Here is a 26,592-nt window from a genome sequence, read left to right as displayed (position 1 = left end):
TGAAACAGAACACCATGCAAAAGAAATCGATTTACGTCGCCTATACCGGCGGTACTATCGGCATGCAGCGCTCCGAGCAGGGCTACATTCCGGTTTCCGGGCACCTGCAACGCCAGCTGGCGCTGATGCCGGAGTTTCACCGCCAGGAGATGCCCGACTTCACCATTCATGAATACCATCCGTTGATGGACTCTTCCGACATGACGCCGCAGGACTGGCAGCATATCGCGGAAGATATTAAATCGAATTACGATCGCTACGATGGTTTTGTCATTCTGCACGGCACCGACACCATGGCGTTCACCGCCTCGGCGCTGTCGTTTATGCTGGAAAACCTCGGCAAGCCGGTGATTGTGACAGGGTCACAAATTCCGCTGGCGGAGCTGCGCTCGGACGGGCAGATCAACCTGCTCAATTCCCTGTACATTGCGGCGAACTACCCGATTAACGAGGTGACGCTGTTCTTCAACAATCGTCTGTTCCGCGGCAACCGCACCACCAAGGCGCATGCTGATGGCTTTGATGCCTTCGCCTCCCCTAATCTGCAACCGTTGCTGGAAGCCGGGATCCATATTCGCCGTCTCGGCACGCCCCCTGCGCCCCATGGCGATGGGGAGCTGATTGTGCATCCCATCACCCCACAGCCGATCGGCGTGGTCACTATCTATCCGGGCATTTCTGCCGACGTGGTGCGTAACTTCCTGCGCCAGCCGGTGAAGGCCTTGATCCTGCGCTCTTATGGCGTCGGTAACGCGCCGCAAAACGGCGAGTTTCTGAAAGAGCTACAGGCAGCCAGCGAGCGCGGCATTGTGGTGATCAACCTGACCCAGTGCATGTCCGGCAAAGTGAATATGGGCGGTTACGCTACGGGTAACGCGCTGGCGCACGCGGGCGTGATTGGCGGCGCAGATATGACGGTGGAAGCAACGCTGACTAAACTGCATTATCTGTTAAGTCAGGATCTGGATGTGCAGGCCATCCGCGAGGCGATGGCCGTCAATTTGCGCGGCGAACTGACGCCGGACGAATAAGGAGCAGACTATGGCCCGGGCATTACTGTTAGTGGATATTCAGAACGATTTTTGCGCCGGTGGCGCGCTGGCGGTCGCCGAAGGCGACAGTACGGTAGATATTGCTAACGCCATGATCGACTGGTGCAAAACGCGCGGCGACGCGGTGGTGGCAAGCCAGGACTGGCACCCTGCGGATCATGGCAGTTTTGCAAGCCAGCAGCATGTCGAGCCTTATTCTGAAGGATTACTGGACGGGCTGCCCCAGACCTTCTGGCCGGATCACTGCGTCCAGAACACCGAAGGGGCGGCGCTGCATCCGCTGTTAAACGCAAAGGCCATTGATGCGCTGTTTCATAAAGGCGAAAACCCGGCGATTGACAGCTACAGCGCTTTTTTTGACAACGGCCACCGGCAAAAAACGCAGCTTGATGAATGGCTGCGACATCATGACGTTAACGAGCTGATCGTGCTGGGTCTTGCAACGGATTACTGCGTGAAGTTTACCGTGCTGGACGCGCTGACGCTGGGCTACAGCGTGGATGTCATTACCGATGGCTGCCGTGGCGTGAATCTCCATGCTCAGGACAGCGCGCATGCGTTTATGGAGATGGCGGCAGCGGGCGCGACGCTCTATACGCTGGCGGACTGGGTAGAAACACACGCTTAACGTTCTACACGGGTATTGATCATCAATGCCCGTTCTTTTTGTTCCCCTTCAACGACATAAAGTGAAGTTCTTCGCAGTATCAGCGCAACGACTATGCCAGGCTATGCGGGTTGTTTTTTCGCCAAGCTTTTGCCTGGCTTTATTTTTTTGTCAAAGAGGAACTACCATGAAACTTTTGCCTTTGCTGGCAGCGTTACCCCTGCTCTGCGCCCCGCTCGCCTCAGCCAGTTCTCTGATGTCTGTCGGTTATTTTAACGGCGGTGGAGATGTTACCGCCGGGCCTGGCGGAGATATAAACACCCTGGATGTTCGTCAGATTACTCACCTGAATTACTCATTTGGCCTGATCTATAACGACGAAAAAGGCGAAACTAACGACGCGTTAAAAGATCCCTCTAAGCGGCATCAGATTTGGCTTTCCCCAAAAGTCGCCGCCGATCTGGCGTTGATTCCCACCCTGCGCAAACAAAATCCTGAGCTGAAAGTGCTGCTATCCGTGGGCGGCTGGGGCGCGCGTGGATTTTCCGCTGTCGCCGCGACACCGGAAGCGCGCGCGGTGTTCATCCGTTCGGCTCAGGATATTGTCACCCGCTATGGGCTGGATGGTATCGATCTGGACTGGGAGTACCCGGTAAACGGCGCATGGGGACTGGTCGACAGCCAGCCTGCCGATCGGGATAACTTCACCACCTTACTCAAAGAACTGCGGGAGGCCTTTGGCGATAAAAAGCTGGTGACTATCGCCGTCGGCGCGAACGCCGAAAGTCCGAAAAGCTGGGTGGATATGAAAGCCGTTGCGCCATTGCTGGATTACATCAATCTGATGACCTACGACATGGCCTACGGCACCCAGTATTTCAATGCCAATCTGTATGACTCCACGGCCTGGCCGACCGTTGCCGCCGCGGATAAATACAGCGTTGATTTTGTGGTCAATAACTATCTGGCGGCAGGCGTGAAGGCGCGGCAAATGAATCTGGGCATTGGATTTTATGGACGCGTGCCGAAGCGCGCCGTTGAGCCTGGCATCGACTGGAGCAAACCTGACGCGCAGAAAAATCCCGTTACACAGCCTTACTTTGGCGAACGGGAAGTGGCGCTTTTCAACGCCCTGGGATTCGATCTTAAAAAAGATACCTACGTAAAATACAACGATATTGTAAAAATGCTGCTCAACGATCCGCAGAAGCGTTTTACGGAACACTGGGATGAGGAGGCGAAAGTGCCCTGGCTGTCGGTGAAATCTGCCGATGGAAAAGCGCTCTTTGCGCTGAGTTACGAAAACCCGCGCTCAGTGGCAATCAAGGCGGATTACATCAAGAAAAAAGGACTGGCCGGGGCGATGTTCTGGGAGTATGGCGCGGATGATAATAACCAGTTAGCGAAACAGCTGGCTGAATCGCTGGTCAGTAAACCATAAAACATTGAAAGGCCGGGTAAGCGCGCTTCCCGGCCTGTTACAAAGAGTTGTTAATTCACTTTCAGCGTGGCAATGGATTTTGGCGTAATGCCAAACTCTTCTTTCAGCTGCTGCTTACTTTTCATCACCATCTGACCATTGGTATCGATGGTCATATGCTGGGCGTCGGTGTTATGGCGCGCCTGCCAGAGCATCACCAGTTGCAGGCTGTTCTCTTTTTGCTCCGGGGTCAGCGCCACGCCGTCGGGCCATTTGCCCAGCTCAACCGCCGTGACCAGACGCTGGTACACTTCCGGCGTTAAACTGTTAACAAGCTCATCCACATTCACGATTTCTTGTCTCCGCATGGAATAATTTGCTGAATCGATTCTTTAACCCTTGATTTGCTCGCCGCTGTCGTCATCGGTGAAGCTCAGTGAGGCTGAATTCACGCAAAAACGCTCGCCGGTCGGCTGCGGACCGTCCGGGAAAACATGCCCCAGATGCGCATCGCAATTGCCACAGCGGATCTCGGTGCGCTGCATCCCATGAGAGTAGTCATTCAGGTATTTGATGGCCTCATCGCTGACCGGTTCATAAAAGCTCGGCCAGCCGCAGCCAGAATCGTATTTGCTCTGGGCGTTAAATAGCGGCGCATCGCAGATTAAACAGTGGTATACGCCATCGCGTTTGTTGTGCAGCAGACGACCGGTGAAAGGCGGTTCTGTGCCATGGTTTTGCGTGACATAGAACTGCATTTCAGTGAGGTTTTTTTTCAGGTCGTCCTGAGAGGGATCATTAGCCATATGCTTACTTCTCGCGTTGAGTACATTCACATCTTTTCTTTGATTCTAACAAAACATTAACAGGCAGGCGTCGACTTTTGTTCTAAACTTAGACGTTGCGAAATCGCAGCCAGGTAATTGTGATCTGATTCACATATTTATCTTGCATGGCCTTTAAAATTCCAGCCGGCGGCCCCATGTGGGTAGCAGCCCATTGGAAAAGTGAGGCGACTCAGTCGCGCAAAGGTTGTGCACAGGATTGATTTGTCGCAATGATTGACACGATTCCGCTTGACGCTGCGTAAGGTTTTTGTAATTTTACAGCCAACCTTTTATTCACTAACAAATAGCTGGTGGAATATATGACTATCAAAGTAGGTATCAACGGTTTTGGCCGTATCGGTCGCATTGTTTTCCGTGCTGCGCAGGAACGTTCTGACATCGAAATCGTTGGCATCAACGATCTCCTGGACGCTGAGTACATGGCGTACATGCTGAAATATGACTCAACACACGGTCGTTTCAACGGCACCGTTGAAGTCAAAGACGGCCACCTGGTTGTTAACGGCAAAACCATCCGTGTTACCGCTGAAAAAGACCCGGCTAACCTGAAATGGGGCGAAATCGGCGTTGACGTTGTTGCTGAAGCTACCGGTATCTTCCTGACCGACGAAACTGCTCGTAAGCACATCACCGCTGGCGCGAAAAAAGTGGTTCTGACTGGTCCTTCCAAAGACAACACCCCGATGTTCGTTCGTGGTGCTAACTTTGACAAATACGAAGGCCAGGACATCGTTTCTAACGCATCCTGCACCACCAACTGCCTGGCTCCGCTGGCAAAAGTTATCAACGACAACTTCGGTATCGTTGAAGGTCTGATGACCACCGTTCACGCGACCACCGCTACTCAGAAAACCGTTGACGGCCCGTCTCACAAAGACTGGCGCGGCGGCCGCGGCGCAGCACAGAACATCATCCCGTCCTCTACCGGTGCAGCTAAAGCTGTAGGTAAAGTACTGCCGGAACTGAACGGCAAACTGACTGGTATGGCGTTCCGCGTTCCGACTCCGAACGTATCTGTTGTTGACCTGACCGTTCGTCTGGAAAAAGCAGCCTCTTACGAAGAAATCAAGAAAGCCATCAAAGCCGCTTCTGAAGGCGAAATGAAAGGCGTTCTGGGTTACACCGAAGACGACGTTGTTTCTACCGACTTCAACGGCGAAGTGTGCACTTCCGTGTTCGATGCTAAAGCAGGTATCGCACTGAACGACAACTTCGTGAAACTGGTTTCCTGGTACGACAACGAAACTGGCTACTCCAACAAAGTTCTGGACCTGATCGCTCACATCTCCAAATAAGTTGAGATGAGAATCTGATCCAAAAGAGCGACTTCGGTCGCTCTTTTTTTTGCATTGAAGACAGAGGATTGAGGAATATCATGATGATTACTAAAATTTTTGCTCTTCCGGTCGTTGACCAGTTCACCACCGCCCTTTCCCGCCGCGTGCTGGACGATCTGGACCTCATTGTTGTCGATCACCCGCAGGTGAAAGCCTCCTTTGCCCTGCAGGGCGCGCATCTGCTCTCCTGGAAACCCGCTGGCGCTGAAGAAGTACTGTGGCTGAGCGATACTACGCCGTTCAAAAATGGCGTGGCGCTGCGCGGCGGCGTACCCATCTGCTGGCCGTGGTTTGGCCCGGCGGCGAAGGAAGGCCTGCCGGCACACGGTTTCGCCCGTAACCTGCCGTGGACGCTGAAAGCCCATAACGAAGACGATAACGGCGTGGTGCTGACTTTTGAACTGCAAAGCAGCGATGCCACCCGTCAGTACTGGCCGCATGACTTCACCCTCTATGCCCGCTTTAAGCTCGGCAAAACCTGTGAAATCGAGCTGGAAGCCCATGGCGAATTCGAAACCTTCTCTGCCCTGCACACCTATTTCAACGTTGGCGATATCAGCGCGGTGAAAGTTAGCGGCCTCGGCGATCGCTTTATTGATAAAGTGAACGGCGCGAAAGAAGACGTGCTGACTGACGGCGTGCAAACCTTCCCGGACCGTACCGATCGCGTCTACCTGAATCCGGAAGCGTGCAGCATCATCAACGACGGCGCGCTGAACCGCACCATTGAAGTGATCCACCATCATCACTGTAACGTGGTTGGCTGGAACCCTGGCCCGGCGCTCTCCGCCAGCATGGGCGATATGCCGGACGACGGCTATAAGACTTTTGTATGCGTGGAAACTGCCTGCGCCACTAAAGCCCAGAAAGCCACGGAAGAAAAACCGTCCCGCCTGGCGCAGACCATTCGCGTGGTTAAACGCTAAGACATCTCCCCTCTCCCTGCGAGAGGGGAAAAATTACACCACGTCAAGCGGCGTTTTGCGCCCCGGTGCCGGAAACGCCTTGTCCAGCAGGGCAATGGCTTCGGCGGATAAGTTCAGCGCCAGCGCAGCGGCATTCTCTTTCACATGGTCTGCGCTTGAGGCTTTCGGTATGGCCATCAACCCCTGCTCGCGGATCGCCCACGCCAGTAAAACCTGGGCGGGCGTGGCCTGATACGCATGGGCCACCTCCTGTACGGCGCGACTGTTGAACAGGTCATCACGCAGCCGCCCGGCCTGGGCCAGCGGACAATAGGCCATCACCGGCATCTGCTGTTGCCGACACCAGGGCAGCAGATCAAATTCAATGCCGCGCGATCCCAGGTGATAGAGCACCTGATTAGTGGCGCAGGCCTGACCGCCCGTCACGCTCCACAGTTCCTGCATATCGTCATAATCGAGATTTGAAACGCCCCAGCGACGAATTTTGCCCTCGCGGATCAGCCTTTCCATCGCCTCGACCGTTTCCACAAAGGAATAATTGCCGCGCCAGTGCAGCAGATAGAGATCGAGATAATCGGTTTGCAGACGGCGCAGGCTGGCTTCGCAGGCGGCAATGGCTTTTTGCCCTCCGGCGTTCCATGGATAGACTTTCGAGACCAGAAATACCTGCTCCCGCAAGCCCTGAAGCGCCTCGCCGACCACCTCCTCCGCGCCGCCATCGGCATACATTTCGGCGGTGTCGATAAGCGTCAGGCCAGCGTCAATGCCTGCACGCAATGCGGCGATCTCTTTTTGCCGCTGGCTGGCGTCCTCCCCCATATACCAGGTGCCCTGCCCGATGGCGGGCAGGGCCAGTTCGCGCTCAAACATCACGGTTTTATCGCTCATGCTCGTCTCCTGTGAGTGTTGTTCCACTCCAATGCAAACAGGGCGCAAAAGCGCCCTGTTATTCACTGAATGCACAATGTCATTGCACAATCAGAAGCTGTAGGTAACCCCTGCGGACAATGCGCCCGCCCAGGATTTATCCACCATCGGGCTGTCTTTGACTTCGCTGGACAGATGCGTGTAGCGGCCAACGCCGTAAACGCTCCAGGCATCAGTCAGTTTATAGCTCGCGCTCAGCTCCAGATACGGGCTCCAGTCGCTGTCCGGATCGTAGCGATCGAGACCACTGCGGCGGGATTCCTTACCGGAAACGCCGTAGTAGTATTCGTTCATGTTTTCGCTGCTCCACTCAAGACCGATACCCGGCGTTAACGTCAGGCCGCCGTTGGTATAGCGATAAAGCCAGGCCAGATCCCAGGAGATACCGTTGCTGTTATCCAGAGTATCGCCCGCCAGACTGGTGCGCAGGAAGCCGTACTGGGTGTTGTGCACGTAGGACAAGCCTGCCATCAGCGTCGCTTTACGTTTATCAAGGCGACGCAGCTGCCAGTTGTCGCTGTCTTTAGGTTTGAATTCAAACGGAGAGTAATAGGCGGTGATGGAGAGTTTGTCGCTCTCATCGTTCCACAGGTAATAGCCGCCGCCCAGACCGCGGAACCAGAAGTCATCCCCTTCATAGGTGATAACCGGTACCGGAACCACATCGCGATCGTAGTCCTTATACGGCGTTTCAAGGACACCAACACCGGCACCTACCGAGAAATTATTGTCAGCCAGAGCTGAAGTGGCTGTGATGGCGGTCAGAACGCCCAGCGCCAGAACTTTGAATTTGGTCACAATCCTTTCTTTCCTATCGTCAAATAATGGGGCCAGTGAAGTGTAACTGTCCGCGCCGTGCTTCCCAAATTTTTTTACCCGAATATTACAAAACTCAACACATCATCTTGCGGTCTGATAATGACAGCGCGTTTGCAATGATATGACGCTGCGATGAAGCGCTGGCGCGGCCTATATCACGAAACAGAAAAACATCAGATGAGTTATTGATATGTCATTGAAATTGGTTTGCGGTGGCATGCAAGTTTTGCAAATGCCATCTACGCTTAATTTTAAGAAGGTGTATCGCGAGCACGCGAGCGCCGGGCGTCCTGTCACCTGGCACGCGGGTTGTTGGTACTCATCAGCAACGTTCAACCTACCTCTTCCGGGAGCCTCCACAATTCATATGAACGGCTCTTAACCTGTGCTAAAAAACGAAAGGACGGCATGCCATGAATATATTCGATCACTATCGCCAGCGCTATGAAGCTGCCAAGGACGAAGAGTTCACACTGCAGGAGTTTCTTTCCATATGTCGGCAGGATCGCAGTGCTTATGCCAATGCGGCAGAACGCCTGTTGATGGCCATTGGTGAGCCAGTGATGGTGGATACTGCTCTGGAGCCACGGCTTTCCCGTCTGTTTTCGAACAGGGTAATTGGACGCTACCCCGCTTTTGAAGAGTTCTATGGCATGGAAGAAGCCATTGAACAAATCGTTTCTTATCTCAAACACGCCGCGCAAGGGCTGGAAGAGAAGAAACAGATCCTCTATTTGCTCGGCCCGGTAGGTGGCGGTAAATCGTCGCTGGCCGAGCGCCTGAAATCCTTAATGCAGCGCGTCCCCATTTACGTGCTGAGCGCTAACGGCGAGCGCAGCCCGGTCAACGACCACCCGCTGTGCCTGTTCAATCCGCAGGAAGATGCGCAAATTCTGGAAAAAGAGTACAACGTACCGCGGCGTTATCTCGGCACCATTATGTCGCCATGGGCGGCGAAGCGGCTGCACGAGTTTGGCGGCGACATCACTAAATTCCGCGTCGTGAAAGTCTGGCCGTCGATTCTGGAGCAGATCGCCATTGCCAAAACCGAGCCCGGGGATGAAAACAACCAGGATATTTCGGCGCTGGTCGGCAAGGTGGATATTCGTAAACTGGAAAACCACGCGCAGAACGATCCGGACGCCTACGGCTATTCCGGCGCGCTGTGCCGCGCCAACCAGGGCGTAATGGAATTCGTCGAGATGTTTAAAGCGCCCATCAAGGTGCTGCATCCCCTGCTGACGGCGACACAGGAAGGTAACTATAACGGTACTGAGGGGATTTCCGCCCTGCCGTTTAACGGCATTATTCTTGCGCACTCCAACGAATCCGAATGGGTGACGTTCCGTAACAACAAGAATAACGAAGCTTTCCTTGATCGTGTCTATATCGTCAAGGTGCCGTACTGCCTGCGCATCTCGGAAGAGATGAAGATCTACGAGAAACTGCTCAATCACAGTGAGCTGGCCCATGCGCCCTGCGCACCCGGGACGCTGGAAACACTGTCCCGCTTCTCGATCCTCTCGCGCCTGAAAGAGCCGGAAAACTCCAGCATCTATTCCAAAATGCGCGTCTATGATGGCGAAAGCCTGAAAGATACCGATCCGAAGGCGAAATCTTATCAGGAGTATCGCGATTACGCGGGCGTGGACGAAGGCATGAACGGTCTGTCGACCCGATTTGCGTTCAAAATTTTGTCCCGCGTCTTTAACTTCGATCATACCGAAGTGGCGGCTAACCCGGTGCACCTGTTCTACGTGCTGGAGCAGCAGATCGAGCGCGAGCAGTTCCCGCAGGAACAGGCGGAGCGTTATCTGGAGTTCCTCAAAGGCTATCTGATCCCGAAATATGCCGAATTTATCGGCAAGGAGATCCAGACCGCGTATCTGGAATCCTATTCGGAATACGGACAGAACATTTTTGACCGTTATGTCACCTACGCCGATTTCTGGATCCAGGATCAGGAGTACCGCGATCCGGATACCGGCCAGCTGTTCGATCGTGAATCGTTGAACGCCGAACTGGAGAAAATCGAGAAGCCCGCCGGGATCAGCAACCCGAAAGACTTCCGTAACGAAATCGTCAATTTTGTGCTGCGCGCCAGGGCGAACTTCAGCGGTCGCAACCCGAACTGGACGAGCTATGAAAAACTGCGCACGGTAATCGAGAAGAAAATGTTCTCCAATACCGAAGAGCTGTTACCGGTGATCTCCTTTAACGCCAAAACCTCAACCGACGAGCAGAAGAAACACGACGATTTTGTTGATCGCATGATGGAAAAAGGCTATACCCGCAAGCAGGTTCGTCTGCTGTGCGAATGGTATCTGCGCGTGCGTAAATCGTCCTGACAGCCGCCCGGCGCACGCCGGGCCAACAATAATACTCCGTAGGCCGGGGTTGCCTCCGCGTAGCCCGGCACCTACAGATCCTGCGAACAGTTGGCAGTACGGAGGGCGTATGACCTGGTTTATAGACCGGCGTCTTAACGGCAAAAACAAGAGCACGGTGAACCGCCAGCGCTTCTTGCGCCGTTATAAATCGCAAATCAAGCAGTCGATTTCCGGGGCCATCAACAAGCGCTCGGTCACCGACGTGGACAGCGGCGAGTCCGTTTCCATCCCGTCTGAAGATATTAACGAACCTATGTTTCATCAGGGACGCGGCGGCCTGCGTAACCGCGTTCATCCCGGCAACGATCACTTTGTGCAGAACGACCGCATTGAACGTCCGCAGGGGGGCGGCGGTGGCGGCGGCAGCGGTCAGGGTCAGGCCAGCCAGGACGGTGAAGGCCAGGACGAATTCGTCTTTCAGATCTCCAAAGATGAATACCTCGATCTGCTGTTTGAAGATCTGGCATTGCCGAACCTGAAAAAGAATCAGCATCGCCAGCTTAACGAATACAAAACCCATCGTGCGGGCTATACCGCGAACGGTGTACCGGCAAATATCAGCGTGGTGCGTTCACTGCAAAATTCGCTGGCGCGCCGTACGGCGATGACCGCGGGCAAGCGCCGTCAGCTGCGCGAGCTGGAAGAAAACCTGGAACAGGTGGCGAACAGCGAACCGGCGCAATTACTGGAAGAGGAACAGCTGCGCCGGGAGATCGCCGAACTGCGGGCGAAAATCGAACGTGTACCTTTTATCGACACCTTTGATTTAAGGTACAGGAACTATGAGAAGCGCCCGGAGCCGTCCAGCCAGGCGGTGATGTTCTGTCTGATGGACGTGTCAGGCTCGATGGATCAGGCCACCAAAGACATGGCGAAGCGTTTTTATATCCTGCTTTATCTGTTCCTTTCCAGAACGTATAAGAACGTGGAAGTGGTGTATATTCGCCATCACACCCAGGCCAAAGAAGTGGATGAGCATGAATTCTTCTACTCGCAGGAAACCGGCGGCACCATCGTTTCCAGCGCCCTGAAGCTGATGGATGAGGTGGTGAAGGAGCGTTACGATCCGGCGCAGTGGAACATTTACGCGGCGCAGGCCTCCGACGGCGATAACTGGGCCGATGACTCACCGCTGTGTCATGAGATCCTGGCGAAGAAGATCCTGCCGGTGGTGCGTTACTACAGTTATATCGAGATCACCCGCCGCGCCCATCAGACGCTGTGGCGTGAATATGAGCATTTACAGGCAAGCTTCGATAACTTCGCTATCCAGCATATTCGCGATCAGGATGATATTTACCCGGTGTTCCGCGAGCTGTTCCACAAACAGGCCAGCGACGCCCATAATTGATGTTTTTTGCAAAAAAGCCGGTGAACTTCAGTCCACCGGCTTTTTCATTTCCGCTATCCGCCTAAATGCCCGGCAAAATGCCAGCTATTTCCCGCCTTGTACCCGCGCCTTCTGTGGCAAATTTAACGTCAGGTAAATACCACCAACTCACTACACGAAGGAAACCGCCCTGATGCTCGAAATTTCAGACCTGAAATTATTTTTAGAAGATCCTGAATTACAACGGGTCATTGATGACGTCTGGGATTCGGTTGGCGCAGCCATGGTTGAAGCGCAGGCCGCGCTGCCGCCGGAACTGGCGATGCCGCGCAAAGAGCTTTCTTTCCACACGCATGTGAAATTCCTCGGCTATCTGTGCTGGCTGCTGGAAAATTCTAAAGCCGAAGGCGACATCATTGAGATTGGCGTGTGGAAGGGTAAATCCAGCGCTTTCATGAACGAAATGTGTAAACGTAAACGCAAAATCATCAGCGTCGATCCGATGGAGTTGCCGAATCAGGCTAATGAACTGGGCTTCTATCACGAGCGCCTGTTCCCGGAAGTGAATCTGGTACGCGGTTATTCAGAGCACAGCATTGAGCGCGTTCTGGCATTCAACCCGAAAACCTTGCTGCTGCATATCGACGGCGGTCACCTGGGACGCCATGTGCTGATGGATTTCCTGCTCTATTCGCCAACGGTGATCAGCGGCGGCTACATTGTGTTTGATGACTATCGCGATCATCAGTATTCGCCGGAAGTGGGTCCTGCGGTGGATCTGCTGCGTGCCGGAGGTTACTTCCGGGGCTTTGACGTCATTGGCGTCGTACCGGGTTACGAAAACAGCTACTTATTACAGAAACAATAACTAAGAAACACGTTACCTTTTTGCCGCCCCCGTGGCGGCTTTTTCTTTTCCCGCCCGGCAGCTTCAGCCGGAACGCTCCAGAATCAGTACTGATGCCACCAGCACCATGATAATGGCTAAAAAAGTGGAGGTGATAATCAGCGTTTCCATTAGCATGGGATCGTTCATTGTCACACCTGTCGCTTTTACGGACGATGCGCCATTATCAGCCAGCGCGCATGACAAATTTATGTCGTTTTTCCTGTATTAATATGAATATTATTCCGCTGAAACGATTCCTGCGCTGCGTTATTTCCTGCTTTTAGGATATGGACTAAAAGCACTTAAAATATGGAAATTACCGCCATTATTGTTACCGGTATCACGAAAATGCGTTTCCATAACCCCATTAGTAAATCTCGCAATTGTTAAGCCTGACAACATGCATCAACAATAGTCTCTGAACTATCGACAAAATACCCTTACAGAGACAGGTGAATAAGATGCAGGAAAAGATCACCCGTAAAGAAAAAATAAGTTATGGTCTGGGCGATATGGCCAGCCATGTCGGGCTGGATAATGTCATTATATTTCTCACCTTTTATTACACCGATGTGGTTGGCTTACCGGCGGCCTTTGTCGGCACGATGTTTTTGCTGGCGCGTACCGCCGATGCGATTATCGATCCGGCGATGGGTTATCTTGCGGACCGCACCCGAACCCGCTGGGGCAAGTTCCGCCCGTGGATGCTGTGGCTGGCCCTGCCCTTTGGCGCGAGCTGTCTGCTGACCTACGCGGTGCCGGAATCCCTCACCCTGACGGGGAAAATGATCTTTGCCTCCGTGACCTATACCTTCATGATGCTGATGTACACCGCCATTAATATTCCCTACTGTTCGATGGGCGCGGTGATCACCCCCAATAACGAAGAGCGTATTTCACTCCAGTCTTACCGTTTCTTTTTAGCCACCCTCGGCGGCGCGATGTCGACCTTCTTTATGATGCCGCTGGCAGAATATATTGGCGGCGATGACAAATTACTCGGCTACCGTGCGGCAATGGCGATTATGGCCGCGGCGGCGGTGATCATGTTCTGGATCTGTTTTACCAATACCCGTGAACGTATCAATGCTCCCGCCACGCATAATAATTATCTCGCGGAATTACGCGATTTATTAAAAAACGATCAGTGGCGCATTGTCGCCGTGCTGGTGCTGACCAATATTGGATTTGGGGTGGTACGTCTTGGCGCGATGATGTATTTCGTCACTTATTATCTTGGCAGCGCCAGCTATTTTATGTGGATGCTGGGGGCGCATATTCTCGGCAAAGCGGCGGGCAGCGCGCTGGCGAAACGTCTGACGCGTAATTTCAGCAAAGTGCAGATGTTTGGTTACTGTGCGGTGCTGGCGGGCGTACTGAGTATTGCGCTGTTCTTCGCACCTAAATCCGTACTGGTGCTGGTGCCGCTGACCTTTATCGTCTCCACTCTCTACCAGGCCACCACCACCCTGATGTGGGTGATGATGGCGGACGTCGCTGACTACGGCGAATGGTTGCAGGGCAAACGCATGGATGGCGTGATCTTCTCCACCTTCCTCGCGGTACTGAAACTTGGCATGGCGATCAGCGGCGCTATCGTTGGCTGGACGCTGGGCTTCAGCGGTTATGTCGCTAATGCCCCGACGCAGAACAGCACCGCCATGTACTGCATTGTCGCGCTCTTTACCGTGGTGCCGGGCGTTCTCTCCCTGTGCGCCTTCGCCATGCTGCGCTGGTACAAGCTCGACGACAACACCATGAAATCCATCCATTTAGCTAAGCAAACGGCTGCATAAAAGGACGCATTATTTATGAGCGAACTGATCCAACATCCTGACAGCATCGAATGGCGCTTTGAGCGACAAATCCTGCGCGTGGAACCCTGGGGTGAACACAGCCTGCGCGTGCGCGCCACCTGCGCCCCGGCGTTCACCGATAATCTGCATGCCCTGCTGCCACGAAACGACGCCGGTGCAAGTGAGATCACCGCCAGCGCGGAAACCCTGACGCTGCGCAACGGTAATATCACCGCGGTGCTGAACCTGAAGGGTCAGCTGGCCTTTTACAACCAGCGCGGCGAGCTGCTGCTGGAAGAGATGTGGCGGCAGCGCTCCACCGTCGGCATTGGGGCCAGCGAGAAAAGCCAGGATAAATACGTCAGCGCCCTGAAGCTGGACGGTCGGGAATTCAAACCGCTGCCCGGCGGCAAATATCAGCTCACCGTGCGCTTTGAATCGCGCAATGACGAAAAAATCTACGGCATGGGCCAGTACCAACAGCCGTGGCTGGATCTGAAAGGCTGTGTGCTGGAGCTGGCCCAGCGTAACTCCCAGGCCAGCGTGCCGTTCATGCAGTCGAGCCTCGGCTACGGCCTGCTGTGGAATAATCCGGCCATCGGCGAGGCGAGCTTTGCGAAAAACCACACCGAATGGCAGGCGCGGGTTACTCAGGAGATGGATTACTGGATCACCGCCGGCGACAACATCGTACAACTGACCCGCCAGTACGCGAAAGCCACCGGCACCCCGCCGTCCGCCCCGGCATTCACCAGCGGCCTGTGGCAGTGCAAACTGCGCTACCGCACCCAGCAGGAAGTGCTGGAGGTGGCCCGTGAATATCGTCGTCGCCATCTGCCGCTGTCGGTGATGGTCATCGACTTCTTCCACTGGCCAAATCAGGGCACCTGGTGCTTCGATCCTGTGGACTGGCCCGATCCGGCGGCGATGGTCGCGGAACTGAAATCGCTGGGCATCGAACTGATGGTGTCGGTCTGGCCGACGGTGGAAGCGCGCAGCCCCCTGTTCCCGGTGATGAAAGCCAAAGGCTGGCTGGTGACCAGCGATCGCGGTGTACAGGTGAATCTCGATTTTATGGGCAACACCACCTTCTTTGATGCCACCCACCCACAGGCGCGGGAATTTGTCTGGGAGACGGTGAAGAAAAATTACTACGATCTGGGCATTAAGCTGTTCTGGCTGGACGAAGCCGAGCCGGAATACCGCGCCTATGACTTCGATAACTACCGCTACCACGCCGGGCCGGTACTGGAAGTCGGCAACCAGTATCCGCGCGATTTTGCGCAGGGCTTTTATGATGGGCTGGTAGCTAACGGCGAAACGGAGATTGTGAATCTGGTGCGCTGTTCCTGGGCGGGCAGCCAGCGCTTTGGCGTGCTGGCCTGGTCCGGTGATGTGCACTCGTCCTTCCACGCCTTCCGCAATCAGCTGGCCGCCGGGCTGAATATGGGGCTGGCGGGTATTCCCTGGTGGACCACCGATATCGGCGGTTTCCAGGGCGGCAACGTGAACGATCCGGCGTTCCATGAACTGCTGATCCGCTGGTTCCAATGGGCAGTCTTCTGTCCGGTACTGCGTATGCACGGCTATCGCGAGCCGCAGATCCAGCCGCCGGAAAGCTACCGCAACGGCATTCCGCAGTGTAACAGCGGTTCGCCGAACGAGCTGTGGAGCTATGGCGAGGAGAATTTCGCCATTATGCAGCACTGGCTTTCGGTGCGTGAATCGCTGCGTCCGTATGTCGATGCGCTGTTTGACAACGCCCACCAGCATGGCGATCCGCTGATGCGGCCGCTGTTCTGGCATTATCCTGACGAACCGCAAAGCTGGCAGGTGGAAGATCAGTATCTGTTTGGCGAGGATCTGCTGGTGGCGCCGGTGATGCATGCCGGTCAGCGCCAGCGTGACGTCTGGCTGCCGGGCGTCCACGGCTGGGTGGCGCTTAACGGCGAGCGTTATCAGGGGCAGCAGCAAATCACCGTTGATGCGTCCCTTGAAACCATTCCGGTATTCGTACGGGAAAACAGCCCGCTGGTGGATTTGCTGGTACAAAGTTGAAAATCATCTGAACTAAAAAACGCCTGTTTCTTCACGCGGATGCGCGTAAAGTAAGCAGGCTAACTTTTCTGGTCAGGATGCCGCCATGTTCGATACCACGCTGTTTATTTTACTCGCCCTCGCCGCGCTGGGTTTTGCCAGCCACAACACCACCGTGGCGATCTCCATTCTGGTGCTGATTATCGTGCGGGTGACGCCGCTCAACGCCTTTTTTCCGTGGATCGAAAAACAGGGGCTGACCATCGGCATCATCATCCTGACCATCGGCGTGATGGCCCCCATTGCCAGCGGCAGCCTGCCGCCTTCCACCCTGTTGCACTCCTTCGCCAACTGGAAATCCCTGATCGCTATTGCGGTTGGCGTTTTTGTCTCCTGGCTTGGCGGGCGTGGCGTCACGCTGATGAGCTCGCAGCCGTCGCTGGTGGCCGGATTACTGGTCGGTACGGTGCTCGGCGTGGCGCTGTTCCGTGGGGTGCCCGTCGGCCCGCTGATCGCCGCAGGCCTGGTGTCGCTGTTAATTGGACGGCAGTAAACGTCGCCGCTGCCAGCGTTTCACCGACTGCTCCAGCAGGCTGCACATCAGGTAATAAACCAGGCCGGTAAAGATAAACAGCGCCGCCGGATAGACCTGTACGCGGCTGTTTACCTGGCCTGCGACGGTGGTCAGTTCCGGCACATTGACGATAAACGCCAGCGAGGTATCTTTCAGCAGGGCGATGAGCAGGCCGACATAAGACGGCAGCGCATTGCGCAGCGCCTGCGGCAGCAGCACCCAGCGCAACAGTTGCAGACTGCTGAATCCCCCGGCGACAGCCGCCTCATATTGCCCTTTCGGCAGCGCTCCCAGGGCGGCGAGGGTCGAATACATCACCGAGGCCGAGGTGAACCATGCCAGCGCCAGCGTGACGGTCACCGCCCCCGGCAGATCAGCACCGGTCAACGCGGGCAGTAAAAACCACAGCCAGAAAATGACGAAGATTAGCGGAATGCCGCGGATCAGCTCCGCCCAGAAAAAGAGCGCCCTGCGCGGCCAGCCTTTGAAACGCCAGGCGCAACAGGCAAGCAGTATGCCGCCGGGAAAGGCCAGCGCCGCCGCCCCCAGCGTCATCAGCACCGACAGCAGCACGCCGCCCGGCTCGCCCTGCGCGGTACGTCCGAGCAGCAGATAATCCAGATTGTCGGTAATGACCGTAATACTGGCGATCATTGTGTTTTCTCCTTACGCGCCCGCCACCAGACAGGGGCATTGAGCAGCAGACTCATCACCAGGCCGAGCAGCAAATAGAGCGCGCTGCCGATGGCGAACGCCTCCAGCGCATGGGCGTTGTAGCTTTCAATCTGCCGTGTCTGGTAGGTCAGTTCCGCAAAGCCAATACCGGTCGCCAGCGAGGAGAGTTTCATCAGATTGAGATACTGGCCGACCACCGGCTGCCAGGCATTTTTCAGCCCCTGCGGCAGTAAGATCCAGCGGAACAGCGCCAGCGGACTAAAACCCTGGGCGGTGGCCGCTTCCACCTGGCCGCGCGGCACGGCATGCAGCCCGGACTGGATCTCCTCCACCAGAAAGGCGGCGGTAAACAGCCCCAGCGCCCAGGCTGAGCTGAGAAACTCCGGCGTAAACCACCATACGTCCCCCGGCAGCACCGAGAAGACGTGCTCGTCATTCACATACTGACGAAATGCCAGTGGCAGCAGATTCCAGGCAGCGAAATACCAGAACAGCAGTTGCACCAGCAGCGGCGTATTGCGGAACAGTGACACCCACACCGCCACCACGTCCCGCCCCACGCGCCCGCCGGTCAGACGCAACGCCAGCAACAGCACGGTCAATAAGGTCGCGAGTAGCATACCCGCCAGCGTTACCCACACCGTGGTCAAAAAACCGGAGAGGATCCACTGCGCCGGCTGGCCGGTCAGCACGCCGGCCCAGTCAGGATGAAAGTTCATCAGCCGTCCCTGCTTTCTGCATGTAGCGGGTTAAGCACCTTTTGCAGAAACCGCTGCGCGCGGGGATGCTGCGGCGCGGTGAAAAACTGCGCCGGGGCCGCCTGCTCAAGGATTTCACCGTCATCAATAAAGATCACCCGGTCGGCGATTTCGCGGGCAAACTGCATTTCATGGGTGACGACGATCAGCGTGATGCCGCTGTGCGCCAGCGATTTCATTACCTGTAATACTTCGCCGATCATCTCCGGATCCAGCGCCGAGGTGGGCTCATCAAACAAAATAATATGCGGGCTGGCCGCCAGCGTGCGGGCGATCGCCACCCGCTGTTGCTGCCCGCCGGAGAGCTGCGCCGGGAAATGATGGGCTTTATCCAGCAGACCGACGCGCTCCAGCAGGCTGAGGGCGATCTGCTGCGCATCCACTGCCGATTTACCATGCACGCGGGTCAGCGCCAGGGTGATGTTATCCAGCGCGCTGAGATGGGCGTAAAGATTGAATTGCTGGAACACGAATCCCACCTGGCGGCGGATCTGCCGCAGGGCGCGGCCTTTCAGCCCGCTGGTGGGGTTGCCGTCGATAAGGATCTCGCCGCTGGTCAGAGTTTCCAGCTGGTTGATCAGGCGAATGAGCGTTGATTTTCCCGATCCGGATGGCCCGCAGACGGCAAGCACTTCCCCGGCGCGCACCTGCAAATCAATATTCTTAAGCACCTGATGATCGCCGTAACGCTTGCTCACCTGACGGAATTCGACCGTACCTTTTTGCACGGCAAACGCCTCCGTGGCCGACGCCACGGAGGTGGAAAATAAACCTGCAAACATAATTACTTCGCTTCTATTTTAAAGCTGCGCGGCTGCGGGGTTTTGGTTTGCGGGCCAAACCAGGCGTCGTAGATTTTCGCGGCATCGCCGCTCTGCTCAAGCTTCACCAGTTCGTCATTCACCGCCTTCAGCAGCGCGGTTTCGCCTTTGCTGACGCCAACGCCGATTTCTTCTTTCGACAGTAGATCCGGCAGGATTTTAAACTTCGCTTTGTCCGGCGCTTCCGCCAGCAGACCGGCAAGAATGGTGCTATCCTGGGTGATCGCCTGCACATTGCCGTTACGCAGTGCGGTCAGCGCCAGCGGGATATCGTCATAGGCCAGCACGCGGGATTGCGGGAAACGCTGGTGCAGCGCCTGCTCGCCGGTGGTGCCTTTCACCGCGCCGATACGGGCTTTGCTGTAGGCATCCAGCGAATCTTTGCCGTCAGCGGGGACGAGGAATTGCTGTCCGGTCACAAAATAGGGCGTGGAGAAATCGATCACCTGCGCGCGCTCCGGCGTGATGGTGATGTCAGCGACAATCAGATCCACTTTCCCGGACTGCAACAGCGGAATACGGTTGGCGGGGTTTGTCGCCACCAGCTCCAGCTTCACGCCGAGGCTTTTAGCAAGCGCTTTGGCGAAATCCACGTCGTAGCCCACGATGTCGTGGGTTTTTGCATCGATGGCGCCAAACGGCGGGTTGGCATCAAAAGTGGCGACTTTAACAACGCCCGCGGCTTTGATGTCGGCCAGTTTATCGGCATGCGCCGCAAAGGAGAGCGTGGTCAGCAGCGCCAGCGCAGTCAGCGCGACGGTTTTTTTGGTCTGTGCGAAAGTTGCCATGCTAATGGTGATCCGTTGTTATTGAAATTGCTGCTAAATTCACACAGCTCTCCCCGCACAGACAAATATCAAAAAGTGCATTACATATCGAAAAAAGTTATGAAAAACGCCTGCACGAAAGGATCCTCTTATAATTTCCTTTCCGGCAGCATAAACCCGGAATAACCACACCTTAAGAATGGTCTGACAAGCAGAAAATCATCGGCATGATGCGCTGCCAGATTTGGCGGGTGGACGTTCTGGGATTAGACTGACGCGGCTCAATAAGCCAGAAAACAGAGAATATAATGACTACCGCTATTTCACTTCGCACAAGGCAGGGATTGCTGCTGTTTACCGGGATCCTGTTGATTGCCACCACGTTACGCGTCACTTTCACCGGCGCGGCCCCGTTGCTGGGGGCTATTCGTGACGACTACGGCCTCACCACCGCGCAGACCGGCCTGCTCACGACGCTGCCGCTGCTGGCCTTTGCGCTGGTGTCCCCGCTGGCGGCGGGCATCGCGCGCCGTCTGGGCATGGAGCGCAGTCTGCTGGTGGCGATGGTATTGATTTGCGCCGGTATCGCCGTGCGCTCCCTGCCCTCGGCGGCGCTGCTGTTTACCGGCACGGCGGTGATCGGCTGCGGCATTGCGCTGGGTAACGTGCTGCTGCCGGGGATCATCAAACGTGATTTCGCCGGTCAGGTGGCGAAAATGACCGGCGCCTATTCCCTGACCATGGGCGCGGCGGCGGCGCTCGGCTCGGCGCTGGTGGTGCCCATTGCACTGCACGGTTTCGGCTGGCGCGGCGCACTGCTGGCACTGATGGCGTTTCCGCTGCTCGCCCTTGCCCTGTGGTTGCCGCAGTTGCGCGCCAGCGCGCCTGCCGCACTCAGCAGCACGCCCGGCCTGCACGATCGCGGTATCTGGCGCTCGCGCCTTGCCTGGCAGGTCACGCTGTTCCTCGGCATTAACTCGCTGATTTATTATGTGATTATCGGCTGGCTGCCTGCGATTTTGATCAGCCACGGCTACAGCGAGGCGCAGGCGGGATCGCTGCATGGTCTGTTGCAACTGGCGACCGCCGCGCCGGGTATTCTGATCCCGCTGGTGCTGCATCGTCTGCGCGATCAACGCGGCATCGCCGCTATCGTCTCGCTGCTGTGCGCCTTCAGCGCCGTCGGGCTGTGGCTGTTCCCGGCGCAGGCGGTGCTGTGGACGGTGATCTTTGGGTTCGGATCCGGCGCAACCATGATCCTCGGCCTGACGTTTATCGGCCTTCGCGCCAGTTCAGCGCACCAGGCGGCGGCTTTATCCGGTATGGCGCAATCGGTAGGTTATCTGCTGGCCGCCTGCGGGCCGCCGCTGATGGGGAAAATTCATGATGCCAGCGGCGACTGGCATATTCCGCTGCTCGCCTGTGCGCTGTTAGCGGTGGCGATGGCGGTATTCGGCGCTTTTGCCGGACAGGATCGCGAGATCAACGCTGGCTGACCCCGCGACTATCAGGAAAGTTAGTTGCTGGCCGCGCGCAGCATGGCGTGCACCAGCGGCACCGGGCGTCCGGCCAGCGCGCCGCGTTCATGCTGGAACAGGGTGGCGACGAAGAACGGATGGCTGATCAGCTCCACCGCGCGGATCTCGCCCTCTTCGTCCCAGCCGGTGACGCGAAAATCGCTGCTGCTGAGGGCATCGGCAAATTCGGGTGAGATCCCGAAGCGGCAGTGATAGCCCTCTTCAATACTGTCGCGGCCATAGGCCTTGCCGATCAGCGTGTTCGGGCGCAGTTCAATCACCCCTGTTTCTTCCACCAGTGAACACTGTAAGGCGGATATCACCATCCGGCCTTCGGTGTCGGTTTCCGCGTGCGCGGTATCTCCCCAGCCCAGCACATTACGCGCGTACTCGATCATCGCATGCTGAAAACCGCCGCAGGTGCCGAGGAACGGGATGCTGTTTTCACGGGCGTAGCGAATGGCGATAAATGCGCCTTCAGGATTTTTATAAGGGCTGGCGGGCACCACCCAGATGGCATCGTAGCCAACCAAGTCCTCGGCGCTGGTGATGTCGGTCGTGGCCAGCCAGTCATAATCAGCAGTGATGTTTTGTACGGCGGCGGCATCATCAATCGCCAGCGGAATAGCCCGGTGGGCAATAACGTCCTGATTGTAATCACCGACGAGAGCGATACGCAGGGTTTCTTTGACAGGCAGGTGGTCCATGGGGGTTCCCTATGTTGTGCAATTTATGGGTAACATAAGGAACATCAGAATAATGATCTTTTATCGCTATCACAACACCTTAAAAGTGAGAGGTGCTATGTGCTTAATACATAATCCGGGCGTCGGCTTCCTGAGGCATGGCATCCGGCAGCAGCGGCATCAGGTGTTCGGCGCGCACAAAGGCGAAACCATGCTGGCCGTCAAAGGTAAAGACATCGCCGATCACCAGCCACAGCGCGCGCGGCGCGTTATCTGGCATCTGCGTCATCACCCCATTCACGGGGTTGAGAAAACGCTCACCCGGCTGGCAGAGGCCGAACAGCTCTACCGATTTACCAATATTACGACGACCGACAGGGGTCTGCGCGCCAATGATTAAGGCCTGGCTGCCCGGTTTTAACAAGTACATGCTGCTCTCGTGCTTCGTTAAAGATGTTTAAGATAAATCCGAAAACGAAGTTTACCCTGGCGAAGGCCGTTCTGTCACCCTCCCCTCAGGATGCCACCGGGCCGGGTTTTTCACGCTGGCAATGAAAGTCTCATTTAACGCGGCGCAGTAATCCGTTATCGTATAAGAAAATACTGATTGCCATTATGTACATTGTCCGGCCAGCAGCGCCTTTCGGGAGACTTACGTGAGAAAAACCACCATTATTATGCTGATTATTGCTATCGCCGCCGTTGCCGGATCCCAGTTCGGCTGGTGGTGATCCCCGCCATACGCTAAAAATAACTCTTCCCTGCAAAAATTCTTCCCCAGACTCAGCACCGTTCTGAGCAGGAGCGCCTTATGTTCACCGGCCTGAATAAAAATGAAACCAAACGACTGGCGGCCCTGGCGTTACTTAAGGAACAGGACAGCGCCCGTGATGCTGCGCTGGGCGAATTTGCCTGTCTCGCCAGTGAAATCATGGGCGTTGATGGCTGTTTTGTTACTATTTTTGATGATCAGCATCAGTACATTAAATTTGTGAAAAACAATCCGGCTATTCCGCTGAAAATGCCGATTGTAGATTCGATGTGCCAGCATTCAGTAAAAAGCTGCAATGCCATTATCTGTAACGATACGCGCCTTGACGATCGCTTTCGCGATCATGAACTGTCGCTGAACGGTCACGTTATTTTTTATGCCGCTGCGCCATTACAGACCAAAGAGGGGTTCGTGCTTGGCACGCTGTGCGTCAGCCATCCGACGCCGCTTGAACCTGATGCACAGCAAACGGAAAATTTCCTGCGTATCGCTTCGCTGGCCTGCACCTATCTGGAAGCCTGGTACTCTTTAGGGCGGGTGGATGCGTTAACCGGCCTGCCCAACCGGCAGTTTTTACTGAAAGAGATGGAGCGCATAGGGCTGGAGACCGCTCATCGTCCCTCTACGCTTATCCTGTTTGACTGCATTGATATGCCACAGGCCTACGAGCTTTCACGCTATCTTGGGCTGAGCGCCGTGGAGAAAATGCTGCGCGGCTTCGGGCCACTTTTACGCCTGCGGTTAAAATTACCGGCCACCACGCCGTTATATGCTTTCGCACCGGGACGCTTTGCGCTGTTAATTGACAGCGAATACGCAAAAACATTGATCAAAAAAGCGGAAAACCTGCCGGACATTGAGGCGAAAATTCGCGGCGACATCGACATTCGCCTGAAAATCTTTACCGGCTACGTGAATTTCCGGCCCGGTATTGAGGATCCGAAAGAGATATTACGCCAGGGGATCAGCGCACTGCATGAAGCGATTCGCCAGCATATTCCTGTCCTGCCCTTCGACCGCGCGTTCGATGAGAAGCGCAACAGCGATTTTAAATTGCTTTACGATTTGAGCGAGGCCATCAAAGCGCCGGATCAGTTTTATCTGGTCTATCAGCCGAAAATATCCCTGCACACCGGTTTCACCGAAGGATGCGAGGCGCTGCTGCGCTGGCAGCATCCTGTGCTGGGCAATATTTCCCCCGCCACCATTGTGGCGCTGGCGGAGAAAACCACGTTGATGAACGACATTACCCACTGGGTGATCCGCACCGTGATCGCTCAGCTCAGGCGCTGGAGGGCGGCGGGCATTCTGCTGCCGGTATCCATCAACGTGACGGTCAGCGATTTTTCCTGCCCCGGTTTTGCCGATATGCTGGAGCAGCAGATCCTTGAGGCAGGCCTGGTGGCGCAGGATATTCGCATTGAATGCCTGGAAACAGAAAAAGTGCTGGAGAGCGAGCAGGCGCTCTGTGAACTGGATCGGCTGAAAATGAAGGGCTTTAAGATCCTGCTCGACGACTTTGGCGCGGGTTACAGTAATATCAGCTACTTACGCCGTATTCCCATTGATATTATCAAGCTCGACCGTTCGCTGATTAGCCAGCTGACCACCGATCCCGGCAGCCGCATTATCGCCCGTCACGTGATTATGATGCTCAAGGATCTGAATTATCTGGTGCTGGCTGAGGGTGTGGAAGATAAAGAGACCGCCATGCTGTTGCAGTCCTATGGCTGCGACGAAGCGCAGGGCTACTTTTTCTCGCGCCCGGTGCCGCCAGAGGCAATCCCCGCATGGCTCACCGAAGCCAGTCCTCTTGACGTGGCGTCGCTGCGCAATTTCCTGTAGCGGGTTAAACAGGCGGCTTTTGGCTATTTTGCCGCCTGTCATAAATATGTCATAAAATTATATAGTTATTGCATATCAACCGATTAACGCCACTTTGCTGCTTTTTACCGCACTCCCGCCATTAAAGCCCGTCGCCGCCGGGTCGATACCTGTGTGCTCGTCATTCCGATGGCACCCTTGACCTCAGGAACTACAGATACAATGAAACTTAACCACCTTACTATCGGGCAGCGGCTCGGTTTACTGGCTGCGGTACTGCTGCTGGCGACGCTGTTTATCGGCAGCAGAGGATTAGTGATTAACGCCGACGGGCTGACGCAGAATCAGCACATTATGGCGACGGAAAAACGTGTGACGCAAAGTATCGATACGGCGCGAAATGCACAGGTACAGTTCAAAATTCAGGTGCAGGAGTGGAAAAATACGCTGCTGCGCGGCGGTCAGGGACAGGACAGCTTCGATAAATATAAAAATGCATTTGTCGCCCAGAGCCAGAAAACCCAGGCGCTGCTGACGGAACTTGCTACCCTGCTGCCGCAAATCGGGCTGGATACCGGGCTGGTGGAACGAACCCGCCAGCTGCATAGCGAGCTTGAGGCGCATTATCTCGCTGCGCTGACCCAGTACGATATCCAGGATCCTTCCAGCGCGCAGCGGGTGGATAAGCTGGTGTCCGGCATTGATCGGGAACCGACGCGCATGATCGACGAGACGGTAGCCGCCACGCTCAAACAGGCAGATCGCATCCGCCAGCAGACGCACGATCGCAACATGGCGCTGTATCAGCAAACTAAATATCTGTTGTTGCTGGCGATGGCCCTGACGCTGATAGCCGGTCTGATGATCACCTGGTGGCTGGTACGCAGCATTACTCGTCCGCTGGCGCAGGCCGTATCCGTGGCGCGCCGCGTGGCCGCCGGCGATTTGCAAACCACTATCGCCGTCAGCGGACGCGATGAAACCGCCCTGCTGATGCGCGCCCTGCGGGAGATGAACGATAACCTGACCGGTATCGTCAACGGCGTGCGCAATGGCACCGAGACTATCGCCAGCGCCTCGAAGCAGATCGCCACCGGTAGCCTGGAGCTGTCGGCCCGCAATGAAGCGCAGGCCAGCGCGCTGGAGCAGACCGTGGCGTCGATGGAACAGCTGACTTCGGTGGTGAAAAACAACACCGAGAACTCGCGCATCGCCAGCACCCTGACCCGCGAAGCCTGCGCCACCGCAGGCCAGGGTGGTAACGTGGTGGAGAAAGTGGTGGATACCATGCGCGATATTAACCTGCTCGCCAGCGAGATCAGCAGCATTATCGGCGTGATTGACAGCATCGCCTTCCAGACGAACATTCTGGCGCTCAATGCGGCAGTGGAAGCGGCGCGGGCTGGCAATCAGGGGCGGGGTTTTGCGGTGGTGGCGAGCGAAGTGCGCGCCCTGGCGCAGCGCTCTGCTACTGCCGCCAGAGAGATCGGTGAGCTAATCGAACGCTCGGTAAATCGGATCAGCGACGGCAATAAACTGGTGAATAACGCCGGTAGCGCAATGCAGGAGATCGTGCGCAGCGTCGAGCGCGTGAGCCAACTGGTGGACACCATTTCAATTGCCAGCAATGAGCAGAGCGTGGGGATCGACCAGGTGCATATCGCAATGACGCATATGGACACCGCCACGCAGCAGAACGCCACGCTGTCGCAGGAGTCTTCTGCCGCGGCGCACGCCATGCAGGATCAGGCGCACAGGCTGCTGGAGATGGTGCAGGTGTTTAAGCTGCGTGATAGCGCAGCATAATGTCAGGAACGGGC

25 protein-coding genes are annotated in these 26,592 nt (G+C 55.9%); 14 read left to right on the top strand and 11 right to left on the bottom strand.

The genetic code is table 11. The features are described from left to right. The first annotated feature begins 14 nt into the window (after positions 1-14). The 3 genes from ansA to BMF08_RS14330 all read left to right on the top strand — a co-directional run bounded on the left by ansA (position 15) and on the right by BMF08_RS14330 (position 3,100). Positions 15-1,031 (top strand): asparaginase, encoded by a 1,017-nt coding sequence (gene ansA, locus BMF08_RS14340; RefSeq protein ID WP_072569435.1) that lies wholly within the window; start codon positions 15-17, stop codon positions 1,029-1,031. Between the two features lie 10 nt (positions 1,032-1,041). Then, positions 1,042-1,680 carry a bifunctional nicotinamidase/pyrazinamidase gene (gene pncA, locus BMF08_RS14335; RefSeq protein ID WP_072568228.1) on the top strand — a complete coding sequence of 213 codons (639 nt, stop codon included), beginning with the start codon at positions 1,042-1,044 and terminating at the stop codon, positions 1,678-1,680. A gap of 166 nt (positions 1,681-1,846) precedes the next feature. After that, positions 1,847-3,100: a glycoside hydrolase family 18 protein gene (locus tag BMF08_RS14330; RefSeq protein ID WP_072568227.1), complete on the top strand. Its 1,254-nt coding sequence runs from the start codon at positions 1,847-1,849 to the stop codon at positions 3,098-3,100. Between the two features lie 50 nt (positions 3,101-3,150). Here BMF08_RS14330 and BMF08_RS14325 read toward each other — a convergent pair whose 3' ends face one another. Both BMF08_RS14325 and msrB read right to left on the bottom strand, forming a co-directional pair. Next, positions 3,151-3,429 (bottom strand): YeaC family protein, encoded by a 279-nt coding sequence (locus tag BMF08_RS14325; protein WP_072569434.1) that lies wholly within the window; start codon positions 3,427-3,429, stop codon positions 3,151-3,153. 42 nt (positions 3,430-3,471) lie between these two features. Beyond that, a complete protein-coding gene (gene msrB / locus BMF08_RS14320; protein ID WP_072568226.1) occupies positions 3,472-3,885 on the bottom strand; it encodes a peptide-methionine (R)-S-oxide reductase MsrB in 414 nt (137 codons plus the stop codon). Positions 3,886-4,226: 341 nt separating this feature from the next. Here msrB and gapA point away from each other — a divergent pair, with 341 nt between their 5' ends. Continuing rightward, positions 4,227-5,222: a glyceraldehyde-3-phosphate dehydrogenase gene (gene gapA, locus BMF08_RS14315; protein WP_072568225.1), complete on the top strand. Its 996-nt coding sequence runs from the start codon at positions 4,227-4,229 to the stop codon at positions 5,220-5,222. An 83-nt stretch (positions 5,223-5,305) separates the two neighbouring features. After that, entirely contained in the window at positions 5,306-6,190 is an 885-nt protein-coding gene (locus BMF08_RS14310; protein ID WP_072569433.1) for a D-hexose-6-phosphate mutarotase, read from the top strand. Positions 6,191-6,223: 33 nt separating this feature from the next. On the opposite strand, the gene BMF08_RS14305 is transcribed toward BMF08_RS14310, so the two are convergent. Then, on the bottom strand, positions 6,224-7,078 hold the full coding sequence (locus tag BMF08_RS14305; RefSeq protein ID WP_072568224.1) for an aldo/keto reductase: 855 nt from the start codon (positions 7,076-7,078) through the stop codon (positions 6,224-6,226). 90 nt (positions 7,079-7,168) lie between these two features. Further along, a complete protein-coding gene (locus tag BMF08_RS14300) occupies positions 7,169-7,915 on the bottom strand; it encodes a MipA/OmpV family protein (protein WP_072568223.1) in 747 nt (248 codons plus the stop codon). A 434-nt stretch (positions 7,916-8,349) separates the two neighbouring features. Between BMF08_RS14300 and yeaG the strand changes: the two genes are divergently transcribed. The 3 genes from yeaG (at position 8,350) to BMF08_RS14285 (ending at position 12,524) form a co-directional block, all read left to right on the top strand. Further along, positions 8,350-10,284 (top strand): protein kinase YeaG, encoded by a 1,935-nt coding sequence (gene yeaG / locus BMF08_RS14295; protein ID WP_072568222.1) that lies wholly within the window; start codon positions 8,350-8,352, stop codon positions 10,282-10,284. Positions 10,285-10,393: 109 nt separating this feature from the next. Then, the gene (locus BMF08_RS14290) at positions 10,394-11,677 is read left to right on the top strand and encodes a YeaH/YhbH family protein (RefSeq protein ID WP_072568221.1); all 1,284 of its coding nucleotides are present in this window, start codon (positions 10,394-10,396) and stop codon (positions 11,675-11,677) included. A gap of 172 nt (positions 11,678-11,849) precedes the next feature. Then, the gene (locus BMF08_RS14285) at positions 11,850-12,524 is read left to right on the top strand and encodes a class I SAM-dependent methyltransferase (RefSeq protein WP_072568220.1); all 675 of its coding nucleotides are present in this window, start codon (positions 11,850-11,852) and stop codon (positions 12,522-12,524) included. Between the two features lie 63 nt (positions 12,525-12,587). Here the strand turns inward: BMF08_RS14285 and yoaI are convergent, their stop codons facing one another. Further along, positions 12,588-12,692 carry a small membrane protein YoaI gene (gene yoaI / locus BMF08_RS21355; protein WP_099458762.1) on the bottom strand — a complete coding sequence of 35 codons (105 nt, stop codon included), beginning with the start codon at positions 12,690-12,692 and terminating at the stop codon, positions 12,588-12,590. 314 nt (positions 12,693-13,006) lie between these two features. On the opposite strand from yoaI, the gene BMF08_RS14280 reads away from it, so the two are divergent. The 3 genes from BMF08_RS14280 (at position 13,007) to BMF08_RS14270 (ending at position 16,931) form a co-directional block, all read left to right on the top strand. Beyond that, the gene (locus BMF08_RS14280; protein WP_072568219.1) at positions 13,007-14,341 is read left to right on the top strand and encodes a glycoside-pentoside-hexuronide (GPH):cation symporter; all 1,335 of its coding nucleotides are present in this window, start codon (positions 13,007-13,009) and stop codon (positions 14,339-14,341) included. 15 nt (positions 14,342-14,356) lie between these two features. Next, on the top strand, positions 14,357-16,399 hold the full coding sequence (locus tag BMF08_RS14275) for a glycoside hydrolase family 31 protein (protein ID WP_072568218.1): 2,043 nt from the start codon (positions 14,357-14,359) through the stop codon (positions 16,397-16,399). 85 nt (positions 16,400-16,484) lie between these two features. Further along, positions 16,485-16,931, top strand: a complete 447-nt coding sequence (locus BMF08_RS14270) for a DUF441 domain-containing protein (RefSeq protein WP_072568217.1) — start codon at positions 16,485-16,487, stop codon at positions 16,929-16,931. Here the strand turns inward: BMF08_RS14270 and BMF08_RS14265 are convergent. Genes BMF08_RS14265 through BMF08_RS14250 form a run of 4 tightly spaced genes read right to left on the bottom strand, consistent with a single transcriptional unit; the run spans position 16,914 to position 19,994 of the window. After that, on the bottom strand, positions 16,914-17,606 hold the full coding sequence (locus tag BMF08_RS14265; RefSeq protein WP_072568216.1) for an amino acid ABC transporter permease: 693 nt from the start codon (positions 17,604-17,606) through the stop codon (positions 16,914-16,916). The two genes, BMF08_RS14270 and BMF08_RS14265, sit on opposite strands and share 18 nt — an antisense overlap. Continuing rightward, the gene (locus BMF08_RS14260; RefSeq protein WP_072568215.1) at positions 17,603-18,346 is read right to left on the bottom strand and encodes an amino acid ABC transporter permease; all 744 of its coding nucleotides are present in this window, start codon (positions 18,344-18,346) and stop codon (positions 17,603-17,605) included. The genes BMF08_RS14265 and BMF08_RS14260 overlap by 4 nt, the downstream gene beginning before the upstream one ends. After that, positions 18,346-19,167, bottom strand: coding sequence for an amino acid ABC transporter ATP-binding protein (locus BMF08_RS14255; RefSeq protein WP_072568214.1), 822 nt, complete (start codon positions 19,165-19,167; stop codon positions 18,346-18,348). Before BMF08_RS14255 ends, BMF08_RS14260 begins: the two co-directional genes overlap by 1 nt. Positions 19,168-19,169: 2 nt before the next feature. Then, positions 19,170-19,994: an ABC transporter substrate-binding protein gene (locus tag BMF08_RS14250; protein WP_072568213.1), complete on the bottom strand. Its 825-nt coding sequence runs from the start codon at positions 19,992-19,994 to the stop codon at positions 19,170-19,172. Between the two features lie 287 nt (positions 19,995-20,281). Here BMF08_RS14250 and BMF08_RS14245 point away from each other — a divergent pair, with 287 nt between their 5' ends. Beyond that, on the top strand, positions 20,282-21,469 hold the full coding sequence (locus BMF08_RS14245; RefSeq protein ID WP_072568212.1) for a CynX/NimT family MFS transporter: 1,188 nt from the start codon (positions 20,282-20,284) through the stop codon (positions 21,467-21,469). 20 nt (positions 21,470-21,489) lie between these two features. Here BMF08_RS14245 and BMF08_RS14240 read toward each other — a convergent pair whose 3' ends face one another. Further along, positions 21,490-22,197, bottom strand: a complete 708-nt coding sequence (locus BMF08_RS14240; RefSeq protein WP_072568211.1) for a CTP synthase C-terminal region-related (seleno)protein — start codon at positions 22,195-22,197, stop codon at positions 21,490-21,492. A 103-nt stretch (positions 22,198-22,300) separates the two neighbouring features. Continuing rightward, positions 22,301-22,606: a hypothetical protein gene (locus BMF08_RS14235; RefSeq protein ID WP_072568210.1), complete on the bottom strand. Its 306-nt coding sequence runs from the start codon at positions 22,604-22,606 to the stop codon at positions 22,301-22,303. 381 nt (positions 22,607-22,987) lie between these two features. Between BMF08_RS14235 and BMF08_RS14230 the strand changes: the two genes are divergently transcribed. Together BMF08_RS14230 and BMF08_RS14225 are read left to right on the top strand one after the other, a co-directional pair. Further along, positions 22,988-24,793 carry a bifunctional diguanylate cyclase/phosphodiesterase gene (locus BMF08_RS14230; protein ID WP_072568209.1) on the top strand — a complete coding sequence of 602 codons (1,806 nt, stop codon included), beginning with the start codon at positions 22,988-22,990 and terminating at the stop codon, positions 24,791-24,793. 201 nt (positions 24,794-24,994) lie between these two features. After that, positions 24,995-26,578: a methyl-accepting chemotaxis protein gene (locus BMF08_RS14225; RefSeq protein WP_072568208.1), complete on the top strand. Its 1,584-nt coding sequence runs from the start codon at positions 24,995-24,997 to the stop codon at positions 26,576-26,578. Positions 26,579-26,592 lie beyond the last annotated feature (14 nt).

It is taken from the genome of Enterobacter sp. SA187 (genome assembly GCF_001888805.2).
In the GTDB taxonomy this organism is placed as follows: Bacteria; Pseudomonadota; Gammaproteobacteria; order Enterobacterales; family Enterobacteriaceae; genus Enterobacter_D.
This window is presented reverse-complemented; position numbering and strand designations above follow the sequence as displayed.